Origin of the sequence: Streptomyces sp. NPDC048584 (genome assembly GCF_043199595.1) — a bacterium.
In the GTDB taxonomy this organism is placed as follows: Bacteria; Actinomycetota; Actinomycetes; order Streptomycetales; family Streptomycetaceae; genus Streptomyces; species Streptomyces edwardsiae.
The window spans coordinates 24,381-45,196 of record NZ_JBICWF010000014.1 but is presented as its reverse complement, the minus strand read 5'-3'; the positions used below and the strand labels follow the sequence as shown (position 1 = coordinate 45,196).

The window sequence follows — 20,816 nt, the reverse complement described above, 5'->3', positions numbered from 1 at the left end:
ACCGGGACGTGTGCGGCCGCTCAGCCGCGCAGCGTCCGCGCCCAGTCCGCCGGCACCCGTCCCGCGGGCCCCGGCGCCGGCTGGTCCGCGGGGTGGCTCGCGGGCGGGGCCAGGTCGGGGCCGGACTCGTACAGCTCGTTGGTGGCGTAGTTCCAGAACCAGTCCTCGCCCGGCTCGTAGCTGCGCACCACGGGATGCCCCGTGGCCTTGAAGTGCGCCGTGGCGTGCCGGCCGGGCGAGCTGTCGCAGCAGCCGACGTGGCCGCACCGCGCGCAGCGCCGCAGATGGAACCACCAGCCGCCCACGGAGTCGCAGTCGGCGCACCCCGGGCCGGCCGGGGGGACGGCGGGGTCGATGTCGTGGTCGCTGGTCATGCGGACTCCTCGGGGGTGTCGTCGGGGGCCGGTGCGGTGAGTGGCAGCAGCACCTGGAAGCGGGTGTCGCCGGGCTCGGACTCGAACCGGAGGGTCCCGTGGTGCTTGTTCACCACGATCCGCCAGGAGATGTCCAGGCCGAGCCCGGTGCCCTCGCCCACCGGCTTGGTGGTGAAGAACGGGTCGAAGACCCGGTCGCGGACCTCCGGCGGGATGCCCGTGCCGGTGTCGCCGAACTCCACCAGCAGCCGGTCGTTCTCCCGCGCGGTGCGCACCGTCAGGGTGCCCTCGCCGCTCGTCCCGTTCATGGCGGCGACCGCGTTGTCGATCAGGTTGGTCCACACCTGGTTGAGTTCCGCCGGGTAGGCGGGCACGCGTGGCAGGGCGCGGTCGTACTCCTTGACCACCTTGATCCGCTGCCCGAACTTCCCCGACAGCATCAGCAGCGTGCTGTCGAGGAGTTCGTGCACGTCGGCGACCTGGAAGGGGGCGCGGTCGAGCTGCGAGTACTGCTTGGCGGCGTCGACGAGGTGGGAGACGCGGTTGGTGGAGTCCGCGATCTCGTCCATCAGGAGTTCCGTCTCGACCGTGTAGCTGAGCCAGCCGACCGCCGAGGGGAGCGTCTCCTCGTCCACGGCGGCGGCGACCTCGTCCAGCCAGTCCGCGTCCAGCCCGGCCTGTACGAACGTGGGGGCGATCCGCCAGCCGTCGTCGATACCGTGGTCGTCCAGCCAGTCGGCGAGCGCGTCCTCGCGGTCGGACGCCTCCAGCGGGCTCAGCGCCGGTGCCTTCGCGACCCGTTCGGCGGTGCGCTCCTGGATGTCGATGAGGTTGGCCAGCGTCTCGCGGTCGTAGGTGCCGGCGGAGATGATGCGCAGTTTGTGCCGCATCTTGCCGACGCGCTCGCGCAGGGTCGCGGTCGCCCGCACGGCCGCCGCGGCGGGGTTGTTGAGTTCATGGGTCAGCCCGGCCGACAGCGAGCCGAGCGCCAGCAGCCGTTCGCGCTGGCCGATGGCCCGCTGGGTGCTCTTCGACCCGAAGAACAGCCCCTCCAGGAGGTGGACGGCCATCGGGAACCACTCCTGCATGATGCTCGCGAACGTGTCCGCGGGCACCACGAAGAACCGCGTCGGCTCCGTCACGCGCATCGAGTTGTTGTACACCTGCCGCACCCGGTCCCCGAGGTACGCCTGCATGGCGCCCGCGTACACCCCGCGCTGGGAGGTGCGGGTGACCTCCACGTCGTCCGCGCCGACCCGGCGGGACAGCACGACGGTGCCGTCCAGCATCACGTAGAAGCAGGTGGCGGGTTCCCCCTCGGTGTAGACCGGACCGGGCTCGAACCGCTCCACCCGGCCCTCGCCGCAGAGCCGCCCCAACTGCTCGGGGGTGAGCTTCTCGAACAGGAACAGGGTGCCGATCTCCCGCGGGCTGCACGGCAGCGGCTGCCCGCTCACGACTGCTCCAGATACCGGTGGACGAGCATCACGGCCATGGCTCCCTCTCCGACGGCGGACGCGACCCGCTTGGCGGACTCCGCGCGCGCGTCGCCCGCGACGAACACGCCGGGCACATTGGTCTCCAGGTGGTACGGCGGCCGGTCCAGCTCCCAGTCCGCGGGCGGCCGTCCGTCGGCGGTGAGGTCGGGCCCGGCGAGGATGAACCCGCGTTCGTCCCGCAGCACCGTCCCGTCCAGCCAGTCGGTCAGCGGAGCGGCGCCGATGAACACGAACAGCCACTGCGCGTCGACGAGTTCACTCGCTCCGCCGCTCGTGTCGCGCACGGTCAGCCGCTCCAGGTGCCCGTCGCCGTGCGCGCCCTCGACGACCGCCCCGCAGCGCACCGAGATGTTCGACGCCTGTTCGATCTGCTGGATCAGGTAGTACGACATCGACGCCGCTAGGTCCGGCCCGCGCACCAGCAGCGTCACCGACTTGGCGAACCGGGCGAGATACATCGCCGCCTGCCCGGCCGAGTTGGCGCCGCCGACGATGTACACGTCCTGGCCCTGGCAGGCGGCGGCCTCCGTCAGCGCGGACCCGTAGTAGACCCCGCAGCCGTTGAGCTCCTCGCAGCCGGGCGCCACCAGCTGCCGGTACGACACCCCGGTCGCCAGGATCACGCTGTGCGCTGCGACCTCGGAGCCGTCGGAGAACCGTACGACGCGGGCGCTGCCGTTGACCTCGAGCCCGGTCACCTCGCGCGCGGTGAGGATCTCGGCGCCGAACCGGGTGGCCTGCCGTCGCGCCCGTTCGGTGAGCTGCCCGCCCGAGACCCCGTCGGGGAAGCCGAGATAGTTCTCGATCCGGGAGGACTGTCCCGCCTGCCCGCCGGTCGCCGACCGCTCCACCAGCACGGTCCGCAGCCCTTCCGAGGCTCCGTAGACCGCCGCGCCGAGGCCGGCCGGGCCGCCGCCGATCACCACCAGGTCGTAGAAGTCGGCCTCCGGCGTCGTCGCCAGGCCCACGTGCGCGGCGAGGTCCACGGCCTCGGGCTCCACCAGGGGCGTCCCGTCCGGGGTGATGACCACCGGCAGCCGCCTCCCGTCCTCACCGGCGGCGGCCAGCAGCCGGCGGCCCTCCGGCTCGTCGGAGGAGTACCAGCGGTACGGCACCTGGTTGCGGGCCAGGAACTCCCGTGCGTCCGAGGACCGCGCCGACCAGCGGTGCCCGACCACCTTGGTGCTGGGTACCGGCCGGTAGTCGCTGCGCCGCCACGCCTCCAGGAGGTCGTCCAGGACCGGGTAGAGCTTCTCCTCCGGCGGGTCCCACGGCTTGAGGAGGTAGTGGTCGAGGTCGACGACGTTGATCGCGTCGATCGCCGCGCCGGTGTCCGCGTACGCGGTCAGCAGCACCCGCCGGGCGCCCGGGTGGATGTCGAGCGCCTGCTCCAGGAACTCGATGCCGTTCATCCGCGGCATCCGGTAGTCGGCCAGGATCACGGCCACGAGGTCGCCGCGCAGCTTCAGTTCGCGCAGCGCGTCCAGCGCGGACTCGCCGGACTCCGCGCGCACGATCCGGTACGACGCCCCGTACCGCCGTCTGAGGTCCCGGGCCACCGCGCGGGAGACACCCGGATCGTCGTCCACGGTCATGATCACGTTTCGCGCCGCTTCGGCGGCCTGGGTCATACGTCCCCCACGTGTGCGCTCGTTTTTCCGGCGCGGCGGACCCCGGTCGGCCCACGGCCACCACACCGGCCCCGCCCATCGTATGTTCGCCCGCGCCGAAACGCTCAGTGACGCGTGAGCCCCCTGACCGCCTGCTGCCGGGGCGGCGGTGTAGGGAAGACTGGACCGTGCGAAGTGGACACGACACCGGGAGGAACGGGATGACGCGCCCGATCACGGCAGGGATCGACGGAACCGAGGAGAGCCTTGCCGCGCTGGCCTGGGCGGCGCGGGAGGCGGTCCGCCGGGGACTGCCGCTGCGGGTGGTGCACGCCTGGCGGTTCGAGGCGCACGACGCGGTGGACACGGGGGACAGGGCCACCCAGGAGCGGTGGGTGCGCGAGTCGGCCGCCGGGGCGGTCCGCGCCGTCGTCGAACGCCACCCCGAGCTCGCGGTGACGACGGACGTCCTGGAGGGCGACGCCGTCCCGACGCTCACGGAAGCGGCCGCCGACGCGGAGCTGCTGGTGCTGGGCTCGCGCGGCCATGGGCGGATCATGGGCTTCCTGGTCGGCTCGGTCGGCCAGCAGGTGATCGTCGACGCCGGACGGCCGGTGGTGTTCGTACGGGCCGGGGACCAGGCGTCGAACGAGGTCGCCGGGCACGAGATCGTCGTCGGCCAGCAGGGCGACCCGGAGGACAGCGCCGCCGCGCTCGGCCTCGCCTTCGAGACCGCGGCCCGGCGCGGGGCCACGGTACGCGCCGTACGGGCCTGGACCCTGCCCCCGGTGTTCGCCTACAGCCCCGCCTCGCTGCAGCTCCTCGACGAGGCGGGCGGTCTGGAGCCGTTCGAGCAGAAGGCGCTGGCGGCGGCCCTCGCGCCGTGGCGGGAGCGCTACCCGGACGTGCATGTGATCGAGCACGTGGAGATGGGCAGCGCCGGCCAGGTGCTGCTCTCGGTGGCGGGCACCGCCCAGCTGATGGTGGTGGGCCGCCGTGCCCACCGCACCGCCGTGGGGGCCAGGATCGGCTCGGTGGCGTACGGCGTCCTGCACCACGCGGACTGCCCGGTGGCCGTGGTGCCGCCGGCCTGACGCGGGCGTTTCGGGCTCAGTCGGCCGTCGGCCGGAGCGTCTCCCGCACCTTCGGGAGGATGTTCCTGATGTAGTCCTCGACGGCCGTGCCCAGCCCGATGTCGTGCTGGGCCCGCTCGGACAGGTACCAGCGGTGCTCGAGCAGTTCGTGGTAGATCTCCGCGGCGTCCATCGGTCCGCGCAGCTCCGGCGGCACGGACCGCACGGTGGGCCGGAAGACCTCCCGCACCCAGCGGTGCGCGAGGACCTCCGGACGGGCGCCGAGGGGATCGCCCGGGGCGTAGTCGTCCTGGGTGGCCATCCAGCTCTCCAGGTCGTTCAGCAGCCGCCTGGCCTGGTTCTCCTCGGCGTCCAGGCCGGTCAGCCGCAGCAGCTGCCGCTGATGGTGCCCGGCGTCCACGACCTTCGGCACGAAGGTGACCGTGTCGCCGTTGGAGGCGTGCTCGATCTGCATCTCCGCCACGTCGAAGCCGAGGTCGTTCAGCCGGCGGATCCGGCGCTCGATGTACTGGTACTTGCCCGCCGGGTACACGGAGGTGCGGGTCAGCTCCTGCCACAGGCTCTGGTAGCGGGCGCAGATCTCGGTGCCGAACTCGATCGGGTCGACGGAGGGATGCAGTGCACCCGAGGCCTCCAGGTCGAGCAGCTCGCCGCTGATGTTGACCCGCGCGAGATCGAGGTCGTACTCCCGCTGGCCGGCACTGAGTTCCGGGTGCAGATCACCGGTCTCGGCGTCCACGAGGTAGGCGGCGTAGGCGCCCGCGTCCCGCCGGAACAGCGTGTTGGACAGCGAACAGTCGCCCCACGCGAACCCGGCCAGGTGCAGCCGCACCAGCAGTACGGCGAGCGCGTCCATCAGCCGGTGCATGGTCGCCGGGCGCAGCGTCGTCTCGAACATCGACCGGTAGGGCATCGAGCCGCCGAGGTGCCGGGTGACCAGGACGCTCTCCAGCGGTTCCCCGGCGGTGTCGGTGCGGCCGGTGAGGACGGCCAGCGGGTCGACCGCCGGGATGCCGATGCGGTCCAGGTCGCGCAGCAGCTCGTACTCGCGCAGCGCGGGCCGCTGGGCGAGTTCCTTGACCGCGATCACCTCGTCGCCGGCGCGCGCGTAGCGCACCACGTGCCGGGAGATGCCGCGCGGCAGCGGGACCAGGTACTCCTCGGGCCACTCCTCCAGCGGCAGATGCCACGGCAGTTCCAACAGGAGCGCGGGGTGCTCCGGGTTGGTGGCGTTGATCTGCAGTGCCATGGCGGAGGTGTCCTCGTCTTGTGGGCGGTCGTCGTCCCACCCTATTGGGCGCGCTCCCGGGCCAGCCGGGCGGCGTCCCGCACGGACCCCTCGTGCAGCGGCCCGTGCCCCGGCAGCAGCAGCTCGCCGTCCAGTCCGGCGAGGACGTCCAGCGAGGCGACGGCGGTGGCGCGCTCGCGGTGGAACATGTCCGTCAGCATCTGCGGGCCCCGCAGGCGTGAGGTGGGATGGCCGCTCACCAGGGCGTCGCCGGACACCACCACGCCGGTGTCCGGGAAGTGGAACGCGCAGTGCCCGGCGGTGTGGCCGGGCGTGTGCACGGGCACGGGCCGGCCGGGCAGATCGAGCGGGCCGGGGCCGGACTCCGGGAACGGCTCGGGCGAGGTGACCGCCACGTCGGCCGTCCCGCCGGAGCGCAGGGCGTGCGCCGCCCAGGGCAGCACACCGGGCCGCCAGCCGTTGCGCAGCACCTGTCCGACGGTCACCTGGTGCAGGAAGTCCCGGCGGGCGTGCGGGACTTCGGCCTTGTGGGTGTGGACGGGGGTGCCGTAGGCGGTACTCAGATACTCGGCGGACCCCAGGTGGTCGCTGTGGGCGTGCGTGATCAGCACGGCCGTCACCGCCTCCGGCGCGCTCCCCACCTCCGCCAGCGAGGCGAGCAGCCCCTCGCGGTCGCCGGGGTAGCCGGTGTCGATCAGTGTGACGGCGTCCCCCTCGGTGAGGATGACCCAGTTGGTGTTCGTGCCGTGCACCAGGTAGGTGCCGTCCGCGACGTGCCGCACCGTTGCTCGCATGATCGTCCCGAGTTCGAGTTGTACCGGTCGTTCCCGCCCGACGTGATCAGGAAAGCAGATCAGGGCGCGGGCGGGGGCGGAGGGGGGCGCGGGCCGGGACGCATCCCGGACAGGAACCGGGTCACCGCCCACCGGCGCACCCCGTACTCGTACAGCGCGAGGACGACCGACAGGGAGGCGGCCACGATCACCCCGTACTTGACGGCCATCGGCGCGGACCACCCGACCACGCCGTAGGCGAAGACGACGACGACCGGCTGGTGCAGGACGTACAGCGGCAGGGCGGCGACGGCCAGGTACGGCAGGATGCCGCCCCGGCCGCTGTCCGCGCGCGGGCGCCTCGGCCGGTCCAGCAGGCCGAGGATCGCCACGACCCAGCACCAGCCGGCCGCCCCGAACAACGCCCGCGTGACCAGCGCGAACGAGGTCCACGCGGTGAACGGGTCGTCCCCGGCGACGAAACCGGGCGCGCACCCGGCGAACAGTGCCACGCCGAGCGCGCCCACGGGGACCGCGGCCCGGCGCATCGCCGCGCGGGCCCGCTCGTCGTCCGCGAGGGCGAAACCGCAGACGAAGAAGAGCAGGTACGCCCAGCGGTTCCAGCCCGCGTAGTCCTCCTCCATGCCCAGCAGCGCGTTGACGACGGCCAGGGGCAGCGCCGGGAGAAGCAGCAGCGCCGGTCGGCGCCGCAGCGCGGGCGCCACGCGGCCGGCTGCTGCCGCCAGCCGGCCGGCGGCCGGGGCGAGCAGGAGGCAGAAGGCGAGCAGCAGGACGACGAACCACAGGTGCCCGGTCTCGAAGTGGTCGCCCTCCAGGACGAAGGGGAAGTCGGCCAGGTCCGGCCGCACGCTCAGGAAACGCCCCCAGAACCGCGCGTACGACTCGTCGTACCCGGGGTCGGCGGCGCGCAGCCGCAGCCACTGGGGGAGGGGGCAGAGCACGACCGTCCCGAAGACCAGCGGGACGCCCAGCCGCAGCAGCCGTTCCCGGGCGAACCCGCCGGGGCCCCGGCGGGCGATCGAGTACCGGGCGCCGAGGCCGGCCACCAGGAACAGCATGGGCATGGCCCACACCACGCCGAACCCGGCGAGGACGGTGACGGCGTCCGTCGTGCTCGCGTTCTTGACGTAGAAGTCGTCGTCCGGGGAGAAGACGAGGGCGGCGTGGAAGAAGACCAGCCCGAGGACGACCAGGGCGCGCAGTACGTCGAGTTCGCGGCGCCTGCCCGGCCGCGCCGCCCGCTCCGTGTCCGCCGTCATCGGCCCCTCCCCGCCCGGTGCGGCCCAGTGTGGGGGAGCGGGGACGGGGAGGACAGGCTTCCGGCGGGTCAGTTCACGCCGTGCGGGCGGAACTGGACGCTGATGCGCGGTCCCGCCGCGCGGCCGCTCTTGGGGACGGCGTGCTCCCAGGTGCGCTGGCAGGACCCGCCCATCACGATGAGGTCGCCGTGCCCCAGCGGACGGCGCACGGTCCCGCCGCCGCCCAGGGGGCGCAGCAGCAGATCGCGGGGCGCGCCCACGGAGAGGATGGCGACCATCGTGTCCTCGCGCGCGCCCCGGCCGATCCGGTCGCCGTGCCAGGCGACGCTGTCCCGGCCGTCGCGGTAGTAGCAGAGCCCGGCCGTGGTGAACGGCTCGCCCAGCTCGTCGGCGTAGTGCAGGCTCAGCGCCTCGCGCGCCTCGGTCAGCACCGGGTGCGGCAGCGGGGCGCCCGCGCGGTAGTACGACAGCAGCCGGGGTACGTCCACGACCTGGTCGTACATCTGGCGCCGCTCCGCCCGCCACGGCACCTCGGCCGCGAGCCGCTCGAAGAGCGCGCCGGAGCCGCCCAGCCAGCCCGGCAGTACGTCGATCCAGGCGCCCCGGCCCAGCTCGGTGCGGCGCACCCCGTCGAGGGGGCCGAGCCGCAGTTCGTCGGTCTGGTCGAAGAGCGAGCCCTGCAGTGCGGTCATGGGGCCAGCGTACTCCTGTTTCGAATGTCTGTTCTATATGAAGCTTCTCGGGGCTTACCTCTTTCGATACACCGGTGTATCGGATACGTTCCCGTATCGAACGGAAGGCGGGCCGGTATGGCGGTGGACGGTACGGCGGGGCGCGTGACCGGACGCCGGCGGCGCACGCGCGCCCAACTGCTCGACGCCGCGTTCTCCGTCTTCGCCGCCAAGGGCTTCGGACATGTCTCGATCGAGGAGATCTGCGAGCGGGCCGGCTACACCCGGGGCGCCTTCTACTCCAACTTCACCGGCCTGGACGAGCTGTTCTTCGCCCTCTACACCGAGCGCGCCGGACTGATCGCGGAGCAGGTCGCCGACGCCCTCGCCCAGGACGGTCCCGACCTCGACGTGCCCGCCGCCGTCGACCGCGTCACCGAGGTCCTGCTCCTGGACCGCGACTGGCTGCTGGTGAAGACCGACTTCCTGGTGCACGCCGCCCGCGACCCCGAGGTGGCGCGCGCCCTGCTGGAGCACCGGGCCCGGCTGCGCGGGGCCATCGAGGACCGGCTCGCGAGGGCCCGGGGCCACACCGAACTGCCCGCCGTCCTCACCGACGTGCGGGGCGCCGCGCACGCCGTGGTCGCCGCCTACGACGGCGTCACCACCCAACTGCTGCTGGACCGGGACGTCGCGGCCGCCCGGGCCTGGCTGAAACAACTGCTGACCGCGCTGCTCACCGGATAACAGTCGCCACAGGAAGGGACGGTCGCCATGGATGCCGACGTCATCGTCGTCGGAGCGGGACTCGCGGGCCTCGTCGCGGCCCACGAGCTGACCAGCAAGGGCCGCAGGGTCGCCCTGGTCGACCAGGAGAACGCCGCCAACCTCGGCGGTCAGGCCTACTGGTCCTTCGGCGGGCTGTTCCTCGTGGGCTCCCCGGAGCAGCGGCGCCTGGGCATCAAGGACTCCTTCGACCTCGCCTGGAACGACTGGCGGGGCAGCGCCGGCTTCGACCGGCTCGACGACGAGGACACCTGGGCGGTGCGCTGGGCGAAGGCGTACGTCGAGTGGGCGGCGGGGGAGAAGCGGTCCTGGCTCGACGGCCACGGCATCACGTTCCTGCCCACCGTCGGCTGGGCCGAGCGCGGCGACCTCCGCGCGGACGGCCACGGCAACACCGTGCCCCGCTTCCACATCGCCTGGGGCACCGGCACCGGCGTCGTCGCCCCGTTCGTGCGGTACGCCCGGGAGGCCTCCCGCGACGGACTGCTCACCTTCCACCACCGTCACCGGGTCGACGAGCTCGTCGTCGAGGGCGGCACCGCGCGCGGGGTGCGCGGCACCGTCCTGGCGGAGGACAACGCCCCGCGCGGGGTCGCGTCCAGCCGCGACGCGGTCGGCGAGTTCGAACTCACCGCCCAGGCCGTGATCGTCACCAGCGGCGGTATCGGCGCCGACCACGACATCGTCCGCCGGTACTGGCCCGAGCGGCTCGGCACCCCGCCGCGCGAGATGGTCACCGGGGTCCCGGCCTACGTCGACGGCCGGATGCTCGACATCAGCGCCCGCGCGGGAGCGCGCCTGGTCAACCGGGACCGCATGTGGCACTACACCGAGGGCCTGCGCAACTGGGACCCGGTCTGGCCGGGACACGGCATCCGTATCCTGCCCGGCCCGTCCTCCATGTGGTTCGACGCCCTCGGCCGCCGGCTGCCCGGCCCCTGCCTGCCCGGCTACGACACCCTCGGCACGCTCAGGCATCTGCGCACCACCGAGGACATCGCCGGGTACGACCACTCCTGGTTCGTCCTCACCCAGAGGATCATCGAGAAGGAGTTCGCGCTGTCGGGCTCCGAGCAGAACCCCGACATCACCGCCAAGGACCGGGCCGGCTTCCTGCGCACCCGGCTGCTGGGCAAGGGCGCCCCCGGCCCCGTGGACGCGTTCCTGCGCAAGGGCGCCGATTTCGTGAGCGCCACCACCCTCGAGCAGCTCGTCGAGAAGATGAACGCCCTCACCGAGAAGCCGCTGCTCGACGCCGCCGTGGTACGGCGTCAGATCGAGGCCCGCGACCTGCAGATGGAGAACGCGTACAGCAAGGACGCCCAGGTACAGGGCATCCGCAACGCCCGGCGCTACATCGGCGACCGTCTCGGCCGGGTCGCCACCCCGCACCGCATCCTCGACCCGGCGGCCGGCCCGCTGATTGGCGTCAAGCTGAACATCCTCACCCGCAAGACCCTCGGCGGCATCCAGACCGACCTGGACTCCCGCGCGCTCGGCGCCGACGGTCAGCCGGTCGAGGGCCTGTACGCGGCCGGCGAGGTGGCGGGGTTCGGCGGCGGCGGTGTGCACGGCTACAACGCGCTGGAGGGCACCTTCCTCGGCGGCTGTCTCTTCTCGGGGCGGGCCGCGGGACGGGCGGCGGCCGCGCGGACCGCCTGACCCGGGCGGGCGGCGCCTCAGTCGTCCAGCAGGCGGGCCAGCACCTCCGCGTGACTGGTCTGGGGGCTCTTCGACGCGGTCAGCAGCGTCACCGGGCCCCGGCCGGCCAGTTCCCGTACGTGGTCGAGGAGTCCGGCGGCCTCCGGTTCGGCCAGCTCCGTCTCGTAGCGGCCGCGGAACTCCTCGTACGGCCGGTCGTCCGCGTGGTACCAGCGGCGCAGCTCGCTGGACGGGGTCAGCCCCTTGGGCCACTCGTCCACCCGGGCCGCGTCCTTCGCCAGACCGCGCGGCCACAACCGGTCGACCAGGACCCGGACCCCGTCGTCCGCCTCGGGCGGTTCGTACACACGGCGCACCCGCACGCTCATGGTTCGGCCCCTTCCGGTGCTGTCCAGCGAGCGTACTGCGGCCCACCGGGCCCGGCTAACCGGACGAGCGGCGGGCGGCGATACGCCGCTTCAGGGCACGGCGTTCCGTCTCGTCCGTACCGCCCCACACGCCGATGGACTGCCCCGTGCCGAGCGCCCATTCCAGGCACTGTTCCCGCACGGGGCAGCGCCGGCACACGGCCTTGGCCTGTTCCGCCTGCGTCAGCGCGGGCCCGGAGGTGCCGATCGGGAAGAAGAGGTCGGGGTCCTCGGTACGGCAGGCAGCACGCCTGCGCCAGTTGTCCATCGAGAGTCACCTGCGCTCGGAGTGAATACGGACGGGCACCCCGTCGGGTGCCCTGCTCCCCTTCGGGTCACCTGTCGCCGCGCGGCGAAACCAACGGAAGCCGTACGCGCGATCACTGTTCGCGCAGCCCCCAGGGCGAGCCGTACGCGGTCAGCAGTTCCAGGAACGGCGCCGCCGGGAACGCCTCGGGGCCGAGCACGCCCGTCCCCGACCAGACACCGGCGGCGAGGAGTTCGAGGGCGACGACGGGGTTGACGGCGGTCTGCCAGACCACGGCCTGGCAGCCGTACTCGGCCATGGACCACTGGTTGTCGACCACGTGGTACAGGTACACCTCGCGCGGCGCGCCGTCCTTCACCCCGCGTACCCAGGTGCCGGCGCAGGTCTTGCCGTACATCCGCTCGCCGAGGGTCGCCGGGTCGGGCAGACAGGCGGCCACCACGTCCCGGGGCGAGACCCGCACGGGGCCTTCGGGACCGGGCACGGTGACCGGGTCGGTGCGGTCCAGTCCCAGCAGGTGCAGCGTCCGGAGCGTGTCGATGAACTCGCGGCCGAGCCCGTACTTGAACGTCACCCGCCGCGCGTCGATCCAGCGCGGGACGAGCAGCACCTCCTCGTGCTCGACGTTCACGCACTCCACCGGGCCGATGCCCTCGGGGAAGTCGAACACCTCCGGCTCGCTGAACGGCCGCGTGGTGAACCAGCCCCGGTCCTTCTCGTAGACCACGGGCGGATTGAGACACTCCTCGATGGTGGTCCAGATGCTGAAGGACGGCGCGAAGCCGTAGCCGTCCACGGTGAGGTTCGCGCCGTCGCGGACGCCGATCTCCTCGATCCCGTCGAAGAGTTCGTCGGCGGCGTACCGGGCGAAGACGTCCGACAGCCCGGGTTCGACACCCATCCCGACCAGGGCGAGCGCACCGGCCTTCTCCCACTCCCCGGCCAGCGCGAACTGCTCGTCGCCGAGCTTGACCCCGCACTTCTCGTACGGTTGCCCGCCGTGCGGCCGGGACAGCGACATCGCCATGTCGACATAGGTGGCGCCGGTCCGGCGCGCGGCCCGGAACAGTGGCATCACGAACCGGGGGTCGGTGGTGTTGAGCAGCACATCGCAGCCATGGTGCTCGAGCAGCGCCGCGACCGCCTCCTCGTCGGCGGCGTCCACGCGCTCGGCGTGGAACCGGCCGGCGTCCGCGCCGAGTGCGGAGACCGCCGCCTCGGCCCGCGCGGGGTCGTGGTCGGCCACCACCATCCGGTCGAAGAACGGCCGCCGGGCCGCGATCCGGGTGATGGCGGTACCCACCCCGCCGGCTCCCACGAGCAGTACACGCATGACGGTCCCTTTCCTGGACGCATGGATTCCGGGACGTGATGCTCGGCCGTACGCCGACGTAAGGTCAATGGTGTTGGCATAAGGGACAAGGAGCGGTGATGCCGAAGCGTGTGGTCCCCGAGGAGCGCCGGCGGCGCCGCAGGCCGACCAGGGGCGGTGTCGTCCTCTCCGAGACGCTGATCGTCGAGACCGCGCTGCGGATGCTGCGCGAGCACGGCAGTTCGGGTCTGACCGCCCGTCGGCTCGGTCTCGCCCTGGACTGCGATCCGAGCACCCTCTACCGCTACTTCCGCGGCATGGACGAACTGATCCTCGCCATCGGCGACGCGCTGATCGGCCGGGCGCTGCACGGCTGGCACCCCACCGGGCGGTGGCGCGACGACCTGCGCGGTATCGGGCTTCGCATTCACGCGGCCTATGTGTCGCACCCGCAGGCGGCCGTTCTCACGGCGAGCCGGGTGTCCGGGCGGGCGAACGAACTGGCGGCCGACGAGGCGGTCCTCGACGTGCTGCGCACGGCGGGATTCCCGCTGCCGGAGACGGTGCGCGTCTATCACGCCTTCATCGACACCACGCTGGCTTTCGCCGCCCTCGACGCGGCGTCATTGGCCCTGCCGAGCGCCGCGCAGCATGCCGACGAGGACATGTGGCGCTCGACCTACGCGCGCCTTCCGGCCGCGACCCACCCCCGTATCGCCGAGGCTGCCCCCCTCCTCGCCACCCGCATGACCACCAGCGCGTACCCGACGGCGTTGGACATGCTCCTGACCAGCGCGGAACAGAGCCTGCCGGCACCCCGGGGCGGGGTGCGACCGTCCGAGGGGCAGGGAGTGGGCGGCGTGCCGCACGCGGGGCACCCGGTCAGGCGCGCAGCGCCCCCGTCGCCGCCCGGGTGACCGCGTCCGCGACCGTCGCCAGGGCCGGGGAGTCCAGCTTCCACTGCTGCCAGTACAAGGACACGTCGACCTCGCGGCCGGGGGCGAACACCACGAGGCGCCCGGAGCGGAGCAGCGGATCCGCCTGGGCCTCGGGCACCATGCCCCACCCCAGCCCCGCGGCGACCGCCTCCACGAAGCCCTCCGACGTCGGCACGTGATGACGCAGCGCGCTCGCCTCACAGCCCCCGCGCGTGAGCCGGCGGACGAACCCGTCCTGGAAGTCGTCCTTCCGGTCGAACACCACCACCGGCGCCACCGGCAGCACCTCCCGCAACGGCCCCGTCAGATGCCGTGCGGCGAACTCCGGGTGCGCCGCGGGCAGATAGCGCATCCGCCCCAGATGCCGTACGGAACACCCCGGCACCGCGTCCGGCGACGAGGTCACCGCGGCCATCACCGTCCCCTCCCGCAGCAGCGCCGCCGTGTGCGCCTCGTCCTCCCTGCGCAGTTCGAAGCGGAGCCGCGAGTCCGGCGGCAGCCGGGTGAGGGCACCGAGGAACCAGGTCGCCAGCGAGTCCGCGTTCACCGCCACCGACACCCTGGTCGGCTCCCCGGCCCCGCTCAGCCCCAGCTCGGCGTACGCGTCCCGCTCCAGCCGGCCCACCTGGCGGGCCAGCCTGACCAGTACCTCGCCCGACTCGGTCGGCCGCACCGGCTTGGTGCGCAGCAGCAGCACCCGCCCCGTGCGCTGCTCCAGCGCCTTCACCCGCTGGCTCACCGCCGACGGCGTGACGTGCAGCGCCGCCGCCGCGGCGTCGAAGGTCCCCTCGTCCACCACGGCGAGCAGCGTCCGTACCTGGTCCAACGGGAGATCGGTCATCACGAGGGCTAAGGGTACGTAAGAATCCTTAGCTGTACTGCAGGCATCCGCCGACCGTAGCGTCATCGGCATGACCAGCGCCCTGACCACCGCCGCCGCCGGCTTCGGCACCGGCCTCTCCCTCATCGTCGCCATCGGTGCCCAGAACGCCTTCGTCCTGCGACAGGGCGTACGGCGTGACGCAGTCCTCGCCGTGGTCGCCATCTGCGCCCTGTCCGACGCGGCCCTCATCGCCCTGGGCGTCGGCGGGGTCGGCGCGGTGGTCGTGGCGTGGCCCGGCGCGCTGACGGCGGTCGGCTGGATCGGCGGCGCGTTCCTGCTCTGCTACGGCGCCCTGGCCGCCCGGCGGGTGTTCCGCCCGGCCGGCGCGGGACTGCGGACGGCCGGGGAGGCGGCGACCTCCCGGCGCCGTGCCGTGCTCACCTGCCTCGCCCTGACCTGGCTCAACCCGCACGTCTACCTCGACACGGTGTTCCTGCTGGGCTCGGTCGCCGCCGATCACGGACCGCTGCGCTGGACCTTCGGCCTGGGCGCCGTACTCGCCAGCGTCTGCTGGTTCGCCGCGCTCGGCTTCGGCGCCCGGCTGCTGGGCCGCTACCTGGCCCGCCCCGCCGCCTGGCGGGTGCTGGACGGGCTGGTCGCCGCCACCATGATCGTCCTCGGCCTCACACTCGTCGCCGGGGCCTGAAACCGGAGGGCAGGGCGATGCCGGGGCCTGCCATGGTGAACCCCGCCCAAACGACGTGGATACCCATCAGGACGGTCGTGGACACCAGCGAGAGCGGTACCGAAGCACCGGAGAAGGACCCCGGACCCGGCCGGCGGCCCCGTCTGGCCGACGTACTCCACGGCACCGCGGGCTCCGCCTTCGGCCCCCGCACGGCCGTCGCGGGCGGCGGCATCCTGGTGATCGACGCGATCCTGACCCTGACGGCAACGATGCCGGCCCTACGCCGCTACCGGGTATGAGCCCGGACGCCGGGGCAGCGGCCGCGAGAACACCGCCCCACAGGGGCGCGGGAACCGCGCGACCAGCCACGACGGACCCGCGGCCGGTCCTGTACCGCTACCGGGGGAGGGAACGCGGGGAAGGGGCCGGGCGGCACCGCCCCACAGGGGCGCGGGAACCGCGCGACCAGCCACGACGGACCGTGGCCGGACGGCCTACAGCCCCCCGCCCCGCCGATGCATCGCGTACTGCTCCAGCAGCTTCCCGCGTGTCGTCTCCAGACGGTGGGCGAGGACCTCGGCGACGTTGCGTACCAGCAGGAGACCGAGCGGCGGCTCCTCCTCGCAGAGGCGCAACACCGCCGCCGCGTCGAACTCGTACGCGCGCACCGGGCTGAAGGCCACCGCGCCGAAGTCCCACTCGTGCGGCGGGAACAGCCAGGACCAGCCCAGCAGATCGCCCGCGCCGAGGCCGGCGACGGTCACCCGGTGCAGGTCGTTCACCCGCTGGTCCAGCGAGACCGCGCCGGAGCGGATCACCCAGAAGCGGTCGGCGGTGCCGCCCGCCTCGAAGATCCGGGTGTCCTCGGGGAAGGACACCTCCCGGGCAAGCGCCATCAGACGCTCGCGCTGCGGCGGGGGAAGGGCGGTCAGGAGTTTGATCGCTTTGGTCATGGCGCGGGGCTCCTCGCCGGGGCTACGGTTCCGGTGCTTTCCCTACGTTCATTTCAGCCGCTACGGCCGTTCGGGGCACCTCGGCGGACGCGACACGTCCGGTTCCTGTCCGCCGACCGCGCCCGGGCATGAGAAAGCCCTGGCTGGACGGGGGAAGCCAGCCAGGGCCGTAAGCGGTGGTGTCCGGAGGACGCAGGTCGACTCCGCCACCACGTATGAGTGAACGATAAACCACTTGCCGGGCGATCCGGTAGGCAGAACCCGGTCGCGTGACTCGTCTCACCATGGGGTCGTCACGGACGTCACCCGGCACCCTCACCGACCACCCGGACCGTGTCCAGCCCGGGGTCCGACGGGTCGGGCAGATGCATGCCCGCCGCCAGCCCCGTCCGCAGATAGCGCAGCACCGGCACGGTGAGCCGTTCACCGGGCAGCACCGCCGGGATACCGGGCGGATACGGCGTGATCATCTCGGCCGCGACCCGCCCGGCCGCCCGCTCCACCGGCACATCCTCGGCCGGCCCGAAGAACGCGTCCCGCGGCAGTACGGCCTGCTCCATCCGCAGCTCCTCGGGCGACGGCACCGCCACCTCCGGCGCCCGGGGCAGCCGCCGCGCCACCCGGCCCAGCTCCCGCAGCGCCGACAGCAGCTCCCCGGTCGTCTCCCGGTCGTCGCCGTGGGTGATCTGCGCCCCGATCCGGCGGTGGTCGACCAGATGCGCGTCGATGCTCCGGTGCTCCCGCAGCCAGTCGGACGCCTGGAACCCCGTGATGCCCAGATCCGCGACGTCGATGACGCCGGGCAGCGGATCGAAGTCGTCCGCCAGATCCGGGCCGCAGTAGTCGGACCGGTCGTCGACGTGCATCCCGTCGATCTCCTCGATCGCCGCCCGCACCTCACCGGCCAGCGCCAGCGCCGACCCCATCAGCTCCTTGCCGCGCAGGGCCATCTGCCGCCGCCACCCGTCCAGCCCCGCGAGGATCAGCACCGACGGGCTCGTCGTCCCCAGCAGATCGGCACGCAGACCCAGCACCGCGGGCGGCACCAGACCGCCCCGCAGATGGAACACCGAACCCTGCTCCAGACCGCTTCCCATCTTGTGGATGCTGGTCACACAGATGTCGGCGCCCGCGTCCATCGCCCAGGACGGCAGCTCCGGGTGGAACGGCAGATGCGCGCCCCACGCCTCGTCCACGACCAGCGGCAGCGAACGCCGGTGGCACACCTCGGCGACCTCCCGCAGCGACGCGCAGGCGCCGTACGGCGTCGGGCTCGTCACCAGCGCGCCGCGCGCGTCCGGATGGGCGTCGAAGGCCCGGTCGAAGTCGTCCGCCGACGGCGGGTGCGCGAGATGCCGTACGGCGTCCCACCGCGGCTCCACCCACACCGGCTCGATCCCGGACAGGATCAGCCCCGACACCACCGACTTGTGGGCGTCCCGCCCGATCAGCAGCTTCTCGTGCGGCCTCGCGACGGACAGCATCGCCGCCTTGACCGACAGGGAACTCCCGCATGTGCTGAAGAAGGTGTGCTCGGCGTGCACGGCGTCGGCCATCAGCTCCTGTGCCCGCCGCAGCACCCCGCCCCGGGTGAGCCGGTCGTCCAGCCCGCCCGACGCCAGCACATCGCCGAGGAACACCGCGTCCCCGAGCACCTCACGCACCGCGGGATCGGCCCCGCGGGCCTGCTTGTGCCCCGGTGGGGTGAAGCCCAGCCGCCCGCCGCGGTGGTACTCCTCCAGCGCTTCCAGAACCGGTGCCCGGCTGTGATCGACCGTCATGCGCCCCGGGTGCCCTGCGGCGCCCCCGCCAATCCGCGGGCCCGGGCCGGTCAGCTCCGCGCCGTGTGCCTCCCCGGCGTCAGGATCTCGTCCAGCACCCGCAGCACCACCCCGTACGCCACCTCGCGCACCTCGGCGTCGCGCGCCGCGCCGGGATCGGCGGATTCAGCCCGCCCGAGTTCGTCGCCCCGGGCCCGCCAGGCCCGCTCCTCCTGTGCCGCGCAGGCCCGCGCCCGCCGGATGCGCCGCAGCAGTTCGTCCGAGTCCACCACATCGGTCATACCGTCCGCGTACCCCCGTCCGCCGTCCGGATGACAGTCGTTCAGGATGCGGCCGGGAGGTTTGCCACCACCGGGACAGGTGAGCCGAAAAGAGAGGTCCGAGGCATCTTTCATCGACGTACCCACCGATCAGGGAGCCGCAGGATGTGTCAGGAGCACACGACCGAACCCCTTGAACCGCCCGGCACCCACCGGGCCGCACCCCCGTGCCCGTGCCGTCCCGCCGACGTCCGCGAGGCCGTGGCCCGCGCGGTGGCCGAACGCTGCCGGGCCACCCACACCCACTGCGACACCGAGGCCCTCGCCGACGCCCTGCTCGTCGCCTCCGAACTCACCACCAACGCCATGCTGCACGGCGGCGGCGTCACCGGATTCCAGGTCGACGTCAGCGGCCCCGGAGTAAGCCTGTCGGTGAGCGACCGCAGCGACGAACTGCCCGTCGTCGTGCCCCTCGCCGACCGGCAGGGACGCCGCCGCCCGGGCGGCCACGGCTGGCCCATCGTATGCCGGCTGTCCCGCGACGTCCGGGTGTCCGACCTGCCCGCCGGCGGCAAGTGCATCACCGCCGTGGTTCCCCTGTCCTGAACAGCCGGAACAGGCCTCCGCACATCGTGTGCGGAAGCGGAGTTTGTTCTACCGGCGAGGGGGCAATCGGAGGGTCGTGCTTCGGACCGGAGGCGCGCCAGCGGGAGAGGTACGACTGCTGTGGACCCTCCGGGCGTCCAGGCGGCGACCGCCCCCGCGGTAGATCCCTCGAAACCACCGTTCGGGAGCGAACCGCATGCTCATTGACTCGCCCACCCATCGACCCGGCCCCTCCGACACGACGACCGCGGCACCCCGACGGCGGCACGACGACGCCCCCGACACCGCCGCGCTGTTCGCCCGGCTGACCACACTGGAGGACGGCCCCGAACGGGACGCCGTCCGCGACGAGCTGGTCACCGCGTGGCTGCCCATGGCCCACCGCATCGCCGGCCGTTTCCGCGACCGCGGCGAGGCCGTCGAGGACCTGCGCCAGGTCGCCGCCCTCGGCCTGGTCAAGGCCATCGACCGGTTCGACCCGAGCCGGGGGGCCTTCGAGAGCTATGCCGTCCCCACCATCACGGGTGAGGTCAAGCGGCACTTCCGCGACCGGATGTGGGCCCTGCGGGTGCCGCGCAGGGTGCAGGAACTGCGCAACAAGGTGCGGGTGGCCCGGCGCGAACTCACCCAGCACCCGGGCAGCCCCGAACCGTCCGTCGCGGCCGTCGCCGCCCACACCGGGCTGACCGAGGAGGAGGTCGGCGCCGGGATGGAGGCACTGGAGAGCTTCAGCACCCTGTCCCTGGACGCGGAACTGTCCTCCGACGACGACGGCTACAGCCTCGCCGACACCCTCGGCGCCGCGGACGCCTCGTACGACACCGTCGTCGACCGCGAGTCCGCCAAGGAGGGCCTGCGCCGGCTCCCGGAGCGCGAGCGCGCCATCCTCTACATGCGGTTCTTCGAGGACATGACCCAGAGCCGGATAGCCGACCGGCTCGGCATCTCCCAGATGCACGTCTCCCGTCTCATCAGCCGCAGCTGCGCACGCGTGCGCGCCGACGCGATGGGACAGCGCACCGGCCGCCGCGGCACCGGCGGACACTCGGCGACGGCGTGAGAGCCGCCCGCCCCGACCAGGAAGCGAGACACATGCTGAAGCCCCACCCCACCGTGCTGCGCCGGCTCGTCGAGGAGTACGAGACCCTGTCGGCCGCCGACCCGCGGACCCGCGACCTGGCGTACACCCTGTGCGTGTCGACCGGCACGCGGGACGTACGCCAAGCCCTCGCCGTCGCGCGCGGCTGGCTGGCGGCGGCCGGGACGGAGCCGTCCGAGGCCGGTGCGCCGGCCGCCGTATGACCCGCGGTGTGCGGGGAACCCGTAGCGGATGAGCGAATCCGAGATTCCCCCGGAAGGCAGGCCCGTGGACGTCTACCTGGACCTCCTGCGGGTCCGGATGGACACCGAGGACTACCGGCTTCTGCTCCACGTGGTGGAGCCGGTCCTCCAGGCGATCGAGGAACACCGACTGGCCGGCATGGACCTCGCGCTGGACGACACGGACGAGGAACTGCCCCAGGAGGTCCGTGACGAGGCCGCCCTGGTCATCGCCACCGCCGTCACCGGCCGGCTGGACAACGAGGTGGTCGAACTGGAGGTGGACGAGACCGGCCCGGTCCGCGTGGTCACCGACGCGGCCACCGCCGCCGACCCGTCCCGCCTCGGTGAGATCGCCGACTACATCAGGGACCGCCACCGCCAGAACGAGGAACTACGGGGCATAGCCGAAGCAAGCGGCCTCCCGACCGACTTCTGACCCCACCCACGCCTGTGTACGGC

Annotated in this window: 23 protein-coding genes and 1 pseudogene; 10 read left to right on the top strand and 14 right to left on the bottom strand. The window is 73.0% G+C overall.

Annotated elements, in window-relative coordinates; translation table 11 throughout:
* Positions 1-20: 20 nt before the first annotated feature.
* Genes ACGFR9_RS27460 through ACGFR9_RS27450 form a run of 3 tightly spaced genes read right to left on the bottom strand, consistent with a single transcriptional unit; the run spans position 21 to position 3,504 of the window.
* Positions 21-374 (bottom strand): UBP-type zinc finger domain-containing protein, encoded by a 354-nt coding sequence (locus tag ACGFR9_RS27460; RefSeq protein WP_393213252.1) that lies wholly within the window; start codon positions 372-374, stop codon positions 21-23.
* Positions 371-1,831 carry an ATP-binding protein gene (locus ACGFR9_RS27455; RefSeq protein WP_393213249.1) on the bottom strand — a complete coding sequence of 487 codons (1,461 nt, stop codon included), beginning with the start codon at positions 1,829-1,831 and terminating at the stop codon, positions 371-373. The genes ACGFR9_RS27460 and ACGFR9_RS27455 overlap by 4 nt, the downstream gene beginning before the upstream one ends.
* Positions 1,828-3,504 (bottom strand): FAD-dependent oxidoreductase, encoded by a 1,677-nt coding sequence (locus tag ACGFR9_RS27450; protein WP_393213247.1) that lies wholly within the window; start codon positions 3,502-3,504, stop codon positions 1,828-1,830. The genes ACGFR9_RS27455 and ACGFR9_RS27450 overlap by 4 nt, the downstream gene beginning before the upstream one ends.
* A gap of 200 nt (positions 3,505-3,704) precedes the next feature.
* Between ACGFR9_RS27450 and ACGFR9_RS27445 the strand changes: the two genes are divergently transcribed.
* On the top strand, positions 3,705-4,577 hold the full coding sequence (locus tag ACGFR9_RS27445) for a universal stress protein (protein WP_393213244.1): 873 nt from the start codon (positions 3,705-3,707) through the stop codon (positions 4,575-4,577).
* A gap of 16 nt (positions 4,578-4,593) precedes the next feature.
* On the opposite strand, the gene ACGFR9_RS27440 is transcribed toward ACGFR9_RS27445, so the two are convergent.
* The 4 genes from ACGFR9_RS27440 to ACGFR9_RS27425 all read right to left on the bottom strand — a co-directional run bounded on the left by ACGFR9_RS27440 (position 4,594) and on the right by ACGFR9_RS27425 (position 8,571).
* The gene (locus ACGFR9_RS27440) at positions 4,594-5,826 is read right to left on the bottom strand and encodes a DUF4032 domain-containing protein (protein ID WP_393213241.1); all 1,233 of its coding nucleotides are present in this window, start codon (positions 5,824-5,826) and stop codon (positions 4,594-4,596) included.
* Positions 5,827-5,867: 41 nt separating this feature from the next.
* A complete protein-coding gene (locus ACGFR9_RS27435; RefSeq protein ID WP_393213239.1) occupies positions 5,868-6,620 on the bottom strand; it encodes an MBL fold metallo-hydrolase in 753 nt (250 codons plus the stop codon).
* Between the two features lie 59 nt (positions 6,621-6,679).
* Positions 6,680-7,879, bottom strand: coding sequence for an acyltransferase family protein (locus ACGFR9_RS27430; RefSeq protein WP_393213236.1), 1,200 nt, complete (start codon positions 7,877-7,879; stop codon positions 6,680-6,682).
* A gap of 68 nt (positions 7,880-7,947) precedes the next feature.
* On the bottom strand, positions 7,948-8,571 hold the full coding sequence (locus ACGFR9_RS27425) for an alpha-ketoglutarate-dependent dioxygenase AlkB (RefSeq protein ID WP_030222826.1): 624 nt from the start codon (positions 8,569-8,571) through the stop codon (positions 7,948-7,950).
* 117 nt (positions 8,572-8,688) lie between these two features.
* Here ACGFR9_RS27425 and ACGFR9_RS27420 point away from each other — a divergent pair, with 117 nt between their 5' ends.
* Both ACGFR9_RS27420 and ACGFR9_RS27415 read left to right on the top strand, forming a co-directional pair.
* Positions 8,689-9,297: a TetR/AcrR family transcriptional regulator gene (locus tag ACGFR9_RS27420; RefSeq protein ID WP_393213233.1), complete on the top strand. Its 609-nt coding sequence runs from the start codon at positions 8,689-8,691 to the stop codon at positions 9,295-9,297.
* Between the two features lie 27 nt (positions 9,298-9,324).
* Positions 9,325-10,998, top strand: coding sequence for an FAD-binding dehydrogenase (locus ACGFR9_RS27415; RefSeq protein WP_393213230.1), 1,674 nt, complete (start codon positions 9,325-9,327; stop codon positions 10,996-10,998).
* Positions 10,999-11,015: 17 nt separating this feature from the next.
* Here ACGFR9_RS27415 and ACGFR9_RS27410 read toward each other — a convergent pair whose 3' ends face one another.
* The 3 genes from ACGFR9_RS27410 to ACGFR9_RS27400 all read right to left on the bottom strand — a co-directional run bounded on the left by ACGFR9_RS27410 (position 11,016) and on the right by ACGFR9_RS27400 (position 13,006).
* Positions 11,016-11,366: a DUF488 domain-containing protein gene (locus ACGFR9_RS27410; RefSeq protein ID WP_393213227.1), complete on the bottom strand. Its 351-nt coding sequence runs from the start codon at positions 11,364-11,366 to the stop codon at positions 11,016-11,018.
* Between the two features lie 55 nt (positions 11,367-11,421).
* Positions 11,422-11,673, bottom strand: coding sequence for a WhiB family transcriptional regulator (locus tag ACGFR9_RS27405; protein ID WP_393213223.1), 252 nt, complete (start codon positions 11,671-11,673; stop codon positions 11,422-11,424).
* A gap of 112 nt (positions 11,674-11,785) precedes the next feature.
* Positions 11,786-13,006: a saccharopine dehydrogenase C-terminal domain-containing protein gene (locus ACGFR9_RS27400; protein WP_393213221.1), complete on the bottom strand. Its 1,221-nt coding sequence runs from the start codon at positions 13,004-13,006 to the stop codon at positions 11,786-11,788.
* A 98-nt stretch (positions 13,007-13,104) separates the two neighbouring features.
* Between ACGFR9_RS27400 and ACGFR9_RS27395 the strand changes: the two genes are divergently transcribed.
* Complete coding sequence (locus ACGFR9_RS27395; RefSeq protein ID WP_393213218.1) at positions 13,105-13,902, top strand: TetR/AcrR family transcriptional regulator; 798 nt, start codon at positions 13,105-13,107, stop codon at positions 13,900-13,902.
* Here ACGFR9_RS27395 and ACGFR9_RS27390 read toward each other — a convergent pair.
* The gene (locus ACGFR9_RS27390; RefSeq protein WP_393213770.1) at positions 13,868-14,764 is read right to left on the bottom strand and encodes a LysR family transcriptional regulator ArgP; all 897 of its coding nucleotides are present in this window, start codon (positions 14,762-14,764) and stop codon (positions 13,868-13,870) included. The genes ACGFR9_RS27395 and ACGFR9_RS27390 overlap by 35 nt on opposite strands.
* A gap of 70 nt (positions 14,765-14,834) precedes the next feature.
* On the opposite strand from ACGFR9_RS27390, the gene ACGFR9_RS27385 reads away from it, so the two are divergent.
* Together ACGFR9_RS27385 and ACGFR9_RS27380 are read left to right on the top strand one after the other, a co-directional pair.
* On the top strand, positions 14,835-15,452 hold the full coding sequence (locus ACGFR9_RS27385; RefSeq protein ID WP_393213215.1) for a LysE/ArgO family amino acid transporter: 618 nt from the start codon (positions 14,835-14,837) through the stop codon (positions 15,450-15,452).
* A 137-nt stretch (positions 15,453-15,589) separates the two neighbouring features.
* Positions 15,590-15,733, top strand: a pseudogene (locus ACGFR9_RS27380) (MFS transporter); the annotation flags it as partial.
* Positions 15,734-15,928: 195 nt separating this feature from the next.
* Here the strand turns inward: ACGFR9_RS27380 and ACGFR9_RS27375 are convergent.
* From ACGFR9_RS27375 to ACGFR9_RS27365, 3 genes are all read right to left on the bottom strand, one after another.
* Positions 15,929-16,387, bottom strand: a complete 459-nt coding sequence (locus ACGFR9_RS27375) for a cyclic nucleotide-binding domain-containing protein (protein WP_393213212.1) — start codon at positions 16,385-16,387, stop codon at positions 15,929-15,931.
* Between the two features lie 302 nt (positions 16,388-16,689).
* Positions 16,690-18,168 carry an aminotransferase class I/II-fold pyridoxal phosphate-dependent enzyme gene (locus ACGFR9_RS27370; protein ID WP_393213209.1) on the bottom strand — a complete coding sequence of 493 codons (1,479 nt, stop codon included), beginning with the start codon at positions 18,166-18,168 and terminating at the stop codon, positions 16,690-16,692.
* 50 nt (positions 18,169-18,218) lie between these two features.
* The gene (locus ACGFR9_RS27365) at positions 18,219-18,449 is read right to left on the bottom strand and encodes a hypothetical protein (protein ID WP_311644517.1); all 231 of its coding nucleotides are present in this window, start codon (positions 18,447-18,449) and stop codon (positions 18,219-18,221) included.
* A 144-nt stretch (positions 18,450-18,593) separates the two neighbouring features.
* On the opposite strand from ACGFR9_RS27365, the gene ACGFR9_RS27360 reads away from it, so the two are divergent.
* From ACGFR9_RS27360 to ACGFR9_RS27345, 4 genes are all read left to right on the top strand, one after another.
* Positions 18,594-19,034, top strand: coding sequence for an ATP-binding protein (locus ACGFR9_RS27360; RefSeq protein ID WP_393213206.1), 441 nt, complete (start codon positions 18,594-18,596; stop codon positions 19,032-19,034).
* Positions 19,035-19,230: 196 nt separating this feature from the next.
* Positions 19,231-20,094: a SigB/SigF/SigG family RNA polymerase sigma factor gene (locus ACGFR9_RS27355; RefSeq protein ID WP_393213204.1), complete on the top strand. Its 864-nt coding sequence runs from the start codon at positions 19,231-19,233 to the stop codon at positions 20,092-20,094.
* 32 nt (positions 20,095-20,126) lie between these two features.
* Positions 20,127-20,336, top strand: coding sequence for a DUF5133 domain-containing protein (locus tag ACGFR9_RS27350; protein WP_393213201.1), 210 nt, complete (start codon positions 20,127-20,129; stop codon positions 20,334-20,336).
* Between the two features lie 28 nt (positions 20,337-20,364).
* Positions 20,365-20,793, top strand: coding sequence for a hypothetical protein (locus ACGFR9_RS27345; protein WP_393213198.1), 429 nt, complete (start codon positions 20,365-20,367; stop codon positions 20,791-20,793).
* Positions 20,794-20,816 lie beyond the last annotated feature (23 nt).